This window comes from Methylocaldum sp. MU1018, assembly GCF_053646775.1.
Map to the genome: position 1 here is coordinate 2477018 of NZ_CM132195.1, position 12887 is coordinate 2489904.

General features: G+C 59.4%; 8 protein-coding genes. All 8 read left to right on the forward strand.

Features of this window, described 5'->3' with window-relative positions; genetic code table 11:
* Positions 1-120 precede the first annotated feature (120 nt).
* The 8 genes from ACWJKU_RS11385 (at position 121) to ACWJKU_RS11420 (ending at position 12879) form a co-directional block, all read left to right on the forward strand.
* Entirely contained in the window at positions 121-1590 is a 1470-nt protein-coding gene (locus tag ACWJKU_RS11385; protein ID WP_454142419.1) for a complex I subunit 4 family protein, read from the forward strand.
* Between the two features lie 11 nt (positions 1591-1601).
* Positions 1602-4898: a DUF2309 domain-containing protein gene (locus ACWJKU_RS11390; RefSeq protein WP_454142420.1), complete on the forward strand. Its 3297-nt coding sequence runs from the start codon at positions 1602-1604 to the stop codon at positions 4896-4898.
* Positions 4899-4914: 16 nt separating this feature from the next.
* Positions 4915-6477: an NADH-quinone oxidoreductase subunit 5 family protein gene (locus ACWJKU_RS11395; RefSeq protein ID WP_454142421.1), complete on the forward strand. Its 1563-nt coding sequence runs from the start codon at positions 4915-4917 to the stop codon at positions 6475-6477.
* 7 nt (positions 6478-6484) lie between these two features.
* A complete protein-coding gene (locus ACWJKU_RS11400; protein WP_454142422.1) occupies positions 6485-8002 on the forward strand; it encodes a complex I subunit 4 family protein in 1518 nt (505 codons plus the stop codon).
* 238 nt (positions 8003-8240) lie between these two features.
* Positions 8241-9803, forward strand: a complete 1563-nt coding sequence (locus tag ACWJKU_RS11405) for a complex I subunit 4 family protein (protein ID WP_454142423.1) — start codon at positions 8241-8243, stop codon at positions 9801-9803.
* A 208-nt stretch (positions 9804-10011) separates the two neighbouring features.
* Complete coding sequence (locus tag ACWJKU_RS11410; RefSeq protein ID WP_454142424.1) at positions 10012-11637, forward strand: SulP family inorganic anion transporter; 1626 nt, start codon at positions 10012-10014, stop codon at positions 11635-11637.
* A complete protein-coding gene (locus ACWJKU_RS11415) occupies positions 11609-12256 on the forward strand; it encodes a carbonic anhydrase (RefSeq protein WP_454142425.1) in 648 nt (215 codons plus the stop codon). Before ACWJKU_RS11410 ends, ACWJKU_RS11415 begins: the two co-directional genes overlap by 29 nt.
* Before the next feature lie 29 nt (positions 12257-12285).
* Positions 12286-12879, forward strand: a complete 594-nt coding sequence (locus ACWJKU_RS11420; protein WP_454142426.1) for a peptidylprolyl isomerase — start codon at positions 12286-12288, stop codon at positions 12877-12879.
* Positions 12880-12887 lie beyond the last annotated feature (8 nt).

Consider the following 12887-nt stretch of genomic DNA (forward strand, 5'->3'; position numbering starts at 1 on the left):
TTACCTTCGTGAAAATTTTTATTTATAGTGTCGACACAACACTAAAATGCCAGCCTTGGCACTCGGCCGACGCATAAGTGCTAATTTAAAAAATTTGCCGAGCAAAAAGAGCATCCTATCATGCATATCCTGAGCTTGATTCTTTGGACACCCGTCGTCGGCGCATTGGCCGTTCTGGCCATCCCGCCGGAAAAAATCCGCTATATACGGACTGCCGCCGTCACCTCGTCGGCCATCGTCCTGATGCTGGCCGTCTGGCTTCTGCTTCATTTCGACGCCTCTTCGTCGGCGATTCAATTTGCGGAAAGCCTGCCCTGGAACGCCGAACTCGGGAGCTACTACGCTCTCGGCGTCGACGGTTTTTCCTTGCCTATGGTCGTGCTGTCGGCCCTGCTCTGCCTCGTGGCGATGCTGGCATCGGAAAGCGTGAAAACGCGAGCCAAGGGATATCATTTTTGGCTTCTCGCGCTCGAATTCGGGATGATCGGCGTCTTTCTGGCGCAGGATTGGGCCCTGTTCTACGTCTTTTGGGAACTGACCCTGATCCCGCTGTTTTTTCTCATCGACCAATGGGGCGGCAAGCGGAAGCACACGGCCAGTCTCAATTTCGTTCTTTACACCATGGGCGGATCGGTATTCATGCTGGTCAGCCTGCTGATGATTTTCACCGCATCGTCCGATCATTCCACCACCATGTCGTCGATGTCGGCCGCGGCGCGGAGCCTGTCCGGGGATCGGCAGATTTGGATTTTTCTCGGCTTCCTGATCGGTTTCGGCGTAAAAATGCCGATCTTCCCCATTCACGGCTGGCTGCCTCTGGCTCACGTGGAAGCGCCGAGTCCGGTGAGCATTCTGCTTTCGGGCGCGCTCCTCAAAATGGGGGCCTATGGCCTGATCAAGGCGACGGGCATGCTGCCCGAGGCGGCTTTGGCGCTTCAGGCCGTCCTGGCCGGCATCGCCCTGATCAGCATCGTGTACGGCGCATTGCTGGCGTGGCGGCAAACCGATCTCAAGGCCATGATCGCCTATTCGTCCGTCAGCCACATGGGCGTCGTGCTTCTCGGCATCGCCGCGCTCAACGAAGCCGGATTGCTGGGCGCCGTCCTGCAGATGACCGCCCACGGGCTCATCGCCGGCGCATTGTTCCTTTTGATCGGGCTTTTGTACGAGCGTACCCATACCCGGGAAATTTCCGACTACAGCTCGCTGGTTCAGGTCACTCCGCGCTTTGCGTTCTTCACCACCCTGGCGCTCCTCGCGTCCATGGGATTGCCCGGTTCGGCCGGCTTCGTGGCGGAGCTTCACGCCATCGTCGGGGGCTTTCAGAGCTTCGGCTGGGTCATGGTATTTGTCAGCCTCGGCGTGCTCATCGGGGCATCCTACGCCATCCGCACCGCCGGCCGACTCTTCACCGGTCCGATGCGCCCCGAGATGCAGAACGTCCGTGATCTCCACAGCCACGAGTTGATCGCGGCGGGCACGTTGGCGGTCGGCATCATCGCTCTGGGACTCGTTCCGGGTCCCGTCGTAGAGTTGATGAATGCCTCCGTTTCCGGACTCAGCGCGATTTTCAGTCAGAAAAACTTCTAAGGAGGCTATCCGTGCCATCGCCCCAAAAGAAAGGTTCGATATCAGACGTTCGCCAGCGGCTCCAACAAGCGGTCGACCATTTCGACCACGTATTGCCGGGGCAGGCGCCGATCCTGAACTTCGTACACCACAACACGCTGCACGGTTATCAGCATTTGCCGTTCCAGGAGGCTCTGGAATCCGTCGAGCGTCTGACCGGCATCCGCGGCTATTTGCCGGACGAGGAGTTCCGGAAGTTCTATGCCCAGGATCGCATTCTCGACGAGGATCTGGCCGCCGCCTTCGAGGAAAAGCCGGAGCTCAAAGGCGACGAGGTGCTGCTGCGCGTCGGCGACCGGGCGATTCTGCGCCGGGACGTCTACCGCATCGGCATGATTTACGGCGCGGATGCGGTAACGCCGAGCCAACTGAACTGGCAAATCGAGGAAATGGAGGCGCTCGACCGGATTCAAAGCGACGTTCCGCCCGAGGCGCGCCGTCGTCTCATGGACTCCGTCAAGCGGGTCGCCGGCACCGAGGACGCTTTGCACGAGGTCGGCTTGATCCGCGATTTGTGGAATGCCGTCCTGAAAGTCCTCGGCCTGGAGCATGCCGCGCCGCATCCCGAAGACTTGACCGATCTGACCGTTCGGCAAGCCGAGAATTTGTTGAACGCATCCGCGCACTCGTCAAGCGACGCCAAAACGCCTCCTCTCGTCCGCCAAAAGATGAAAATGGAGGCGAGGACGCTGCTCGAATCCACGTTCGCCGATGTCGGCCACGGCATTACCCTGCGCGGCCTGCTGCTCGCATTGACCGGCCGGGATGTGCTCGATACGGTCCGCCCGATACTGATCCGCTTCTGCGCCTCCCATCTGGACGAAGGATTGGCCGCCTGGCATGCGCCCGATCGCCGGGAAGGACTGTACTCGGCCTGGCGCCGGTCGGCGCCCTGCGATTTGGCGCTCGGTCTGAGCGACCTGCCCGATGGGCCGGAAATCGTATCCGCCTTGCCCGAGCGGGCGATCGATGCGGTCTACGCCGAACTGGTCAGAATCGGGCTCCCCGAAGATCGCTGGGAAGGTTATCTGGAGCGGCTCGCCCTGGAACTGCCCGGCTGGTCGGGCATCATCAACTGGCGCCAGCATCATCCCGGCTACCAGGCCAATCGGGAAGCGCCGTCCTCCCTGATGGATTATCTTGCGGTTCGCCTGGTCCTGGACCGTCTGGCGATCGAACAAATCTGCCGCGAAAGCTGGGGCGTAACCGGCACATGGCCGGCGCTGCGCGCTTATTTCGAACGAAATCCGTCCGAGTTCCTGGTTCGCCACGCGCTGTTCGAAGGCCGCCTGCCCGAATATTTGGCCGCCTGCGCGCAGCAGTTGCTCGCCGAATCCCGACCGGGCAACTCCGACCGGGATCGCTGGTGGTCGGTAGCGGACATGATCGCCACCTGGAAATACAGTCCTTTGGCGGAAAAAGCCCAACGCCTCACGATTTACGGCAGCGGCTGGCGTTTATTCCGATTGGCCCAGCATTTGGGACTCTCGGGCCATGATGTTCGCACCCTGCGCTTGCGGGACTGCGAAGTCCTGCTCGCCGCGCTGGACGGCTTGTCCTCCTCCGAGCGCGGCCATCTCTGGCTCAGCGCCTACGAACGGCGCTACCGGGAGGAACTGTTCAATGCGCTCGCCAATAACCGCAACCGCGGTCGCTGGGCAAGGCGGGACGTTCGCCCGGAAGCGCAGATCGTGTTCTGTATCGATGACCGCGAGGAAGGCATTCGGCGTCACCTCGAAGAACTGAATCCGCACATAGAAACCTTGGGCGCCGCCGGCTTCTTCGGCGTGCCGATCAATTGGCGCGGCCTCGACGACGACGAGGTCACGCCGCTTTGCCCGGTCGTCGTGACCCCGGTCAATGAAGTCCGCGAAGTTCCTCGTGCCGGCCAGGAAGAACGGCGCGCCCAGCATGACCGGCGCCGAGACCTTCGCCGGCGAATCGGCACGATCTTCAACCAGGAAATCCGCCGCAATCTCGTTTCCTCGCAGGTATTGATCGACCTTCTCTCGCCCGGCGTGCTGCTGGCGTTGATCGGCAAAGTGTTTTTCCCCGCCCGGCAAACCCATCTCGCACAACGCGCGGATGCCTTGGTTGTTCCGGGCGTCGCCACCGAACTGCTGATTACGGCGGCGAACGGCAAAGCGCCCGCAACGCCGGAAAAACCCCGTCTCGGCTTTACCGACTCGGAACAAGCCGACCGGGTCGCCGCGTTTCTGCGCGCTACCGGCTTGACCTATGGCTTTGCCCCGCTGGTGGTTCTGATGGGGCACGGATCGATCAGCCAAAACAACCCTCACCTCGCCGCCTACGATTGCGGCGCGTGCAGCGGACGCCACGGCGGACCCAATGCGCGCGCTTTCGCAGCCATGGCCAACCGTCCCGAGATTCGCCGGCTGCTCGCCGAAAAAGGCATACCCATTCCCGACGACACCTGGTTCATCGGTTCGGAACACAATACCTGCAATGAGGACATCATCTGGTACGACCTGGAGGATGTGCCTCCGGTCCTGCGCCTCGCGCACGGCAAACTCAAGAGCGACCTGGACGCCGCCCGCCGGCTGTCGGCCCACGAGCGTTGCCGTCGGCTTGCTTCGGCCCCGCGCAATCCGACTCCGGACGAAGCACTCGTCCACATCGCCGGACGCGCCACCGATTTCAGCCAGGCGCGCCCGGAATTGGGCCATGCCACCAATGCCTCGGCCTTCGTCGGACGGCGGTCGTTCAGCCAGGGAGCGTTTTTCGACCGCCGGGCTTTTCTGATCTCCTACGATCCGACTCAGGACCCTGCCGGCGCCGTTCTCGAGGGCGTTTTACTGGCGGTGGGCCCGGTCGGAGCCGGCATCAATCTCGAATACTACTTTTCCACCGTGAACAACGAGCGCTTCGGCTGCGGCACCAAGGTGCCGCACAACGTCACCGGGCTGTTCGGAGTCATGGAGGGCGCATCCAGCGACCTTCGAACCGGACTTCCCCGGCAGATGATCGAAATTCACGAAGCGATGCGGCTGCAAATCGTCGTGGAACATAAAACCGAAATTTTGGCCGCGATCTACCAACGTCAGCCGTCATTGCAGGAGCTGATCGGCAACGGCTGGGTGCTTCTGTCCGCGATCGATCCGGATACCGGAGAAATTTCGATGTTCGTGCCGGGCACAGGTTTCGTGCCGTGGAATCGGGAGATTCATCCCTTGCCCACCGTCGAACGCTCCCCCGATTGGTACTCCGGATACACCGGACCGCGGGCTCCTGCATTGATTCAACAATAGTCTTCGGGGAATTTTTATGCTTGATTGGGTCGTACCGTTGATTCCGGGCCTGCCGATGTTAGCGGCTTTGGTCATCGGCATCGGCATCGTTTCCGGACGCATCGAAGGCGAACCGGGCGAACGCCCGACGTCAAACATCGCCGTCGGCATGACTGCCTTGTCTTTTATATTGGCGATCGTGGCCTTCGGCGGCCATCGGGCCGGCCTGGTTTCCGAACAGGTCGTGCTGGGAACTTGGTTGTCCAGCGACGATTACCTCGTCAACGTCAGCTTCGCGCCGGACGGCCTCAGCTTGGCCTTGGCGTCGCTGTTTGCCTTGTTCTCGCTGATGGTCGCCCGGTTTTCGGTAAATTACATGCACCGCGAAGCCGGCTTTCATCGTTTTTTCCTGATCCTGTCTCTTTTCGCCGGCGCCATGCAGCTGCTGGTGCTGGCGGGAAACGCGGTCTTCACCTTCATCGGCTGGGAATTGGCCGGCGTGTGCTCCTATCTCCTCATCGCATATGCCTATGACCGGCCAGTGGCAACCGCCAATGCGACCCAGGCCTTCGTCACCAACCGAATCGGCGATGCCGGCTTTACTCTGGGAATTTTCCTGGCGTTCATTTGGACCGGCGGCGTGGAATGGGCGCAGATCACCCGGGGCGCCGCGAATCTCGACAGCCTGCAAGCGAGCCTGATCGCTGTCTGCTTCCTCCTGGCGGCGGCCGCCAAGTCGGCCCAAGTTCCTCTGTCGCCCTGGCTGGCCCGCGCCATGGAAGGACCGACGCCGTCCAGCGCGATCTTTTACGGCGCGGTGATGGTTCACGCCGGTGTTTTTCTGGTGCTGCGGCTCGAACCGGTCTTCGAGGCGGCGCCCGCCGCCATGGCCATCATGGCCGCCATGGGTCTGGTTACGGCCCTTTACGGCTTTTTTTCCGGCCTGACCCAGACCGACGTCAAATCCGCGCTGATTTTTTCCACCACGGGACAGGTCGGACTGATGTTCTTGGCATGCGGCCTCGGCTGGTGGACGCTGGCGGCCTGGCATCTCGGCGCCCACGCCATCTTGCGCGGCTACCAGTTCCTGACCGCGCCGGCGCTGATGCATCGCATTTTCGACGTGCCGACCCGGCCGGTTCCGGAGTTCGCGGCCCGTTCGCGCTGGCTTTACGCCGCGTCGTTGCATCGGTTTTGGCTGGAAACCCTGGGCTATTACATCTTCGTCAGGCCGGTAACCCGCCTGTCCGCCGATCTGAGCGTTTTCGACCACCGCGTCGTGGAAGAAATCGTCGGATTGCCCGCTCCCGCCATGCGCGGACTCTCCACCTTGGCTGAACGAGAGGAGCATCGACTCGGCGCAGGTTACGGTATCAACGGGAATACCCGCCGGGTCGGCGGACTGCTCGGAGTCTTGACCGATCTCTTCGCTTCCGCGATCCACTGGTTCGAGGAGCGCCTGGTCCTGCAAGGCGTGGGCACCGACCTCCTGACCCAGGGGCGGCGGCTGGGCATGCGGCTCAATCGCGTGGAATCCCTGCTGACCCAACCGCGCTACCTGATTCTTTTCGTCTTTTTCACCCTGCTAGCAACCGTGTGAGAACTTTATGGCCGCTGAAATCAACTGGGCAACGCAAGCCGCCTTTCCCATCCTCAGCACGATGATCTTTCTGCCGCTGGTTGCGATGAGCGCTGCCTATTTCGCCCGGTCGCAACGACGTGCGTTCGTCATCGGACTCATCGGAGCCGGCCTCCAGCTTGCCCTAACGGTTTATCTGCTGATCGCCTTCGACTCGAGCACCGCGAGCCTGCAGTTCGCCGAAGACCTCGCGCTGCTGCCGTTCCTCCACTATCACCTGGGCGTCGACGGTCTCAGCATACTCTTCGTTTTCGTCACGGCTCTGCTGAACTTCCTGCTCATGCTGTACGGAGAAATCACGATAGCGCGCAAGTCGCCGGGGCTGTACGTGGCCGGCTTATTCGGCTTCCAGGCCGTGCTTACGGCGCTGTTCTTGACCGTCGACCTGCTCCAATTCTGGCTCCTGGCATGCCTGGAACTCGTCCCGGCCTCGCTGATCCTGCGCCACTGGAGCACCGCCTCCGCAGACGGTCCGGTCACGAAACTATACGTGCAGTTCATGTCCACCGGCTTGCTGATGCTGTTTCTCGGCATTCTGACCTTGGGCTGGAGCCATGCCCGCGCTTCCGCCGACTGGTCGTTCGCGCTCGGCGCCTTGGCCGGGACGCCCGCATCCCCCGCGATTCAGTCCGCTGCGTTCGTATTCCTGTTTTGCGGTCTGGCGGTGCGGATGGCGCAATTCCCTTTTCATGCGTGGTTGCCGCAAGTCTCTCAGCACGGAACTCTGGCCACCATCGGCGTCTTTATCGTCGGCGCCAAGGTGGGCATCTACGGATTGTTGCGCTTCGTGCTGCCGCTGGTGCCCGATGCGGTTCAGGCGCTAAAGCCGGCCGTCGTCGCACTGGCGCTGGCGGGCATGTTCTATGGCGCGCTGATGGCGTTGATGCAATTGAATCTGCGACGGCTTCTGGCCTTTGCGGCGGTCAGTCACACCGGCATGCTGGTGGTCGGCGTGTTCTGCCTGAATTCCGAAGGATTGGCCGGTACCTTGTTGCTTTCCATGAATTTCGGCATAGCCGCGAGCGGCCTGCTATTCTCCACCGGCCTGATGTTTCGCCGCGCCGGAAGCGCTTTGCTGCCGCGTCTCGGCGGGCTGTTCGACCTCATGCCGCTGTTGGGCATCACATTTCTCATATCCGCATTGAGCACCATGGCGATGCCCGGGACGCCCGGCTTCGACGCGGCCCATCTTCTTTTGGAAGGGTCAATCGAAGCGCATGATTGGGGAATAACGATCGCCGTAGCCACCGGCAACGTTTTGGCCGCGGCATTCCTGTTGTGGGCTTTCCAGCGCGCGTTTCTGGCTCAACGCAAAGAATCTTTGTCGCAGCGGCAAAAAACCAAGCTTACCGTGCCCGAAGCGACGCTCAACGGAATCGTCTGCGCCGTTCTGTTAGGCGTAGGTTTCTATACCGAACCCTGGGTTCAAATCGTAAACGAATCCGTAGACGAATTGGCACAACGTTTCGAGCAAAAGAAAGATTGACCCGATGTTCTACTTGGAATGCCGCGCGGTTCCGCCGAGGGCCTCTCCTTTCGGCGAAAAGACCAAGAAGAATCCATTGGAGCGATGCAGAACCGGGCCAGGCTTCGTGCCGAAGGTTCTGCGAACCGCGCAACTTTTTGGATGAATTGCCTTCGGGTCGATTTCGCGCCTTCAAACGAACGGCAACCCGAGGCGATACGAATATCTAACTATCGGCTAGCACCGCCCGGAGACAGAATTGATTACTCCTGATTTTCCGATTCTCACCATTCTGATAATCCTTCCGCTGGCCGCCGCCGGATGCTTGTTGTTCCTTCGGGACCCTGCATCGGCGCGCCGATTCGTGCTGGCGGCGTCCATCGCGGAATTGCTTTTGTCCTTGGTCTTGCTCGGGCTGTTCGACTTCGGTTCCGCGAAAATGCAACTGATCGAACGGGCGGCCTGGATACCCAGCCTCAACATCTCCTACGTCGTGGGCATAGATGGCTTATCGATTCTGTTCCCGCCGCTGACGGCGCTTCTGACCTTGGCGGTCATCCTGGCGTCCTGGACTCAAGTGCAAACTCAGGTCAGGCTTTATCTCGCGCTCACGTTGCTCCTGGAAAGCGCCACGCTGGGCGTATTCTGCGCCTTGGATCTGGCGCTGTTCTTTCTATTTTGGGAACTCACGCTCATTCCTATCTTCTTCCTGGTCAGCCTGTGGGGGATCGGGCCACAGCGGCGCTACGCCGCCAGCAAATACACGCTTTTCATGCTGGCCGGCGGAGTCCCCTTGTTGTTCGGCATCATCCTTCTGGCGCTGAACCATGCCGAGGCGACGGGAAGCTCCTCGCTCCACGGGCTTTCCTTCGACTATCTGACGCTGCTCCACCAGCCGGTTTCCGAAGAACTACGCACCGCGGTGTTCGTACTTCTTTTCCTCGGATTCGCAGTCAAAGCGCCCCTGTTTCCGTTCCACACCTGGCTGCCGACGGTGGCGATGGAAGGACCGGCGGGCGTTTCCGCCCTCATTACCGGGCTCAAACTCGGGCTCTATGGCCTGATGCGCTTCACTATCCCGCTGGTTCCGGATGCGGCCAGAGAACACATGTGGGTCCTGACGACCCTGGGCACCGTCGGCGTTTTGTACGGAGCGCTCATCGCTCTGAAGCAAACCAATCTGAGACGCCTGCTGGCCTATTCCAGCATCAGCCATGCGGGTTTCGTAGTAATCGGCCTCACTACCCTCAATCAGCAAGGCGTTCAGGGCGCATTATTTCAATTAATTAATTTTGCGACGGTTTCAGGCGGCATCTTTCTTTTGGCGGGGTTTCTGCATCACCGACTCGGATCCACCGAGCTTTCCAGTCTGGGCGGCTTAGCACGCTCGATGCCTCTGCTCACCACATTCGTGTTCCTTCTCGGGATTGCCGCCATCGGCGTGCCCGGCACGAACGGATTCGCCGCCGAGCACTTGATCATCATCGGCGCGTTCAAGGCCCATGTCGGCACCGGTCTGGCCATGTTGCTGGGGGTGATTTTGGGCGCGGCCTATTTTCTGGTTTTTTTCCAGCGCGCCTTTTTGGGACCGCTCAGACTGTCGACCGTCCGTGCCGCGGCCGACCTGCGCCCGCGCGAATTGGCCTTGGCCGGCGCATTAGTCGCCCTGGTCTTATTTTCGGGATTGGTGCCCGGTATCGTAACGGATGCAAGTCGGCCGGCAGTCGCGGCCTGGATCGCAAGGATGAATACCACGGCGGAATCTTCCGCTTACGCCGGACTACCGGAAACGATTCGAGTAACCCAATTAGGCCGCCAATAAGAATAGCGATTGCCGGTAACAAGGAAATGGCCCATATTGTGTCGTGTCGATACCTGTTATAGATTAATAATACGCTGAGCGGGAATCCTGACCGATACCGACTCACCGATCGATCCGCAATTTACCGAATAAGAAATGACGAATCTTTTATCGAATGGAATCCATATGGCTCGATGAGCCGGCAATCCACATAACCGAGTGTTAATTTATGGTGCATAAACATATTACTTACTACGTTCGCCACTTGCGGAGCGATATTCCCGCAGGTGTCGTGGTGTTCCTGGTCGCCCTGCCGCTGTGCCTGGGGATCGCGATGGCGTCCGGCGCCCCGCTGTTCTCCGGCATCACGGCCGGCATCATCGGCGGCGTGGTGGTCGCCTGGGCCAGCGGCTCGCAGCTGAGCGTGAGCGGTCCCGCGGCGGGCCTCACCGTGATCATCTTAAACGCCATCGACAAGCTGGGCAGCTTCCAGGCCCTCTTGCTGAGCGTCGTGATCGCCGGCGGGCTTCAGCTGATTTTGGGCTTCCTCCAGGCCGGAGTGATCGGCGCCTATTTCCCGGCCGCCGTCATCAAAGGCATGCTGGCCGCCATCGGCTTGATCCTGATCATGAAACAGATTCCGCATGCGGTCGGCTACGACGCCGATTTCGAGGGCGATGAAGCCTATGCGCAGAACGACGATCAGAACACGTTCTCCGAGCTTGCACATATCTTCGATGCGATTTCGCCGGGCGCCGCCATCGTCAGCGCCGTCGCCATCCTGATCATGCTGCTCTGGGAAACTCCCTTCTTCAAGCGAAACGCCATATTTTCCATCATACCCGGTCCGCTGATCGCCGTACTCTGGGGCGTGGCATTCAACCTGTACACGCAGCAATTCGCACCCGCCTTCGCGATTGCTCGGGAACATCTGGTGAAACTCCCTGAGATTGAAGGCGTTCAGGGTTTCTTTCAGCAGTTCACCTCTCCCGATTTCTCGCAATGGGCCAATCCCGATGTGTATGTCATAGCCGTGACGATCGCCATCATCGCGAGTCTGGAAACGCTCTTGAGCCTTGAAGCGGCGGACAAGATCGATCCGTTGAAACGGGTAGCCCCGACCAACCGCGAATTGAAAGCGCAGGGCTTAGGCAATCTAATCTGCGGCATGATCGGCGGGTTGCCCATGACCGCGGTGATCGTGCGCAGCTCCGCCAACGTCAACGCGGGCGGGCGCACCAAGGTAGCCTGCTTCATTCATGGCATCATGCTGCTCTTGAGCGTGATGTTCATCTCCCGCTATTTGAACCTGATTCCGCTCGCCTGCTTGGCGGCGATCCTGCTGCTGACCGGCTACAAGCTGGCCAAGCCCAAATTGTTCAAGGAAATGTACGCCAAAGGCGCCAGTCAGATCGTTCCGTTCGTGATCACCATCGTCGCGATCCTGGCCACCGATCTGCTCAAGGGCATTGCCGTCGGTATGGTCGTCGGCCTGTATTACGTCATTCGGAGCAACTTCCAGGCCGCCATCACCCTGACCCAGCGCGGCAACAACTATCTGCTGCGGCTACACAAGGACGTCTCTTTCTTGAACAAAGCGCTCCTGAGAAAGTATCTCGACAGCATCGAAGAAAACGGCTACGTCATCATCGATGCCAGCCGGGCGCAATTCATCGACCAGGACATCCTCGAAACGATCTTCGATTTCGTCGAAGCCGCAACGGACGACAATATCACGGTCGAATTCAAAAATCTGAACGGCAACTCCGGGGTCGCGACGCCCTCCTATGCTGCCGCTGATCAACAACCACTCACTGGAGAAAACTATGAAACCGCTGGAAAGGCTGCTGCTTGAAAATAAAGCTTGGGCTCAGGAAAAAGCCGCTCACGACCCGGAATTTTTCAATAAACTGCGCCAACCGAGGAATCCGGAGGTTTTCTGGATCGGCTGCTCCGACAGCCGGGTCCACGCCGACCAGGTGACGCAGACCGAACCCGGTGAAATTTTCGTTCACCGGAACATAGCCAACCAGGTAGCCATCATGGATATGAATTTCCTGGCTGCGCTGGAGTATGCGGTCGATTTTCTAAAGGTGAAACACGTCATCGTCTGCGGTCATTACGGTTGCGGCAGCGTCAAGGCCGCCCTGGCGAAGACGCGTCCGGATCAATTGTTCATCAATAAATGGCTCAAACAAATCAAGGACGTTTACCGGCTGCACCGTGCTAATATCGATACAGAAAATTCGGACGAAGGACGCCATAACCGATTGGTCGAACTCAATATCATCGAACAGGTTCACAATCTTGCGCAAACTTCGGTCATTCAGCGGGCATGGCGATCCGGCTCGCGCCCGGATCTTCACGGGTGGGTTTACGGCGTAAATGATGGCATCATCAAGGAAATAGCTTGCCTTGAATCCGATAGCGCGAGGGAGCCGGTTTGCGAGCAAGAGCTGGAATTGACGTCGTAAAAGAACTTTAATAGCCGATACGAGACATCATGCAGCTTAGCAAAATCGTTTTTGCGGGCCTTTTGAGCTTAACCTTACCATCCATCGCAGCGGAGAAACCCAAAATGAACGAACCTGCCCCTCAAGTTAGGTTGAAGACCAATCTCGGGGACGTGGTCCTCAAACTGGATGCAGCTAAAGCTCCGGTCACGGTCGAGAACTTTTTGACGTATGTCAAAGAGGGGCACTATGACGACACCATCTTCCACAGAGTCATACCGAACTTTATGGCGCAAGGCGGGGGCTATACCGAGGATTTCAAGCAAAAACCCACTCACAAGCCGATCCAGAACGAAGCCAACAACGGACTCAAGAACAAGCGCGGCTCCATCGCCATGGCGCGCACTCCTGATCCCCATTCCGCCACGTCTCAATTTTTCATCAATTTTGTAGACAATGCGTTCCTGGATTACAAAAGCCCGACACCGCAAGGCTGGGGCTACGCGGTGTTCGGCGAGGTGACCGAAGGCATGGACGTCGTGGATAAGATGGCGAAAATTCCGACGGGTTCCGGCGGCCCGATGGCATCGGATGTGCCGCAAACGCCCATCATCATCGAGAAAGCGACGATAGTCGCTCACTGAGCGTAGCC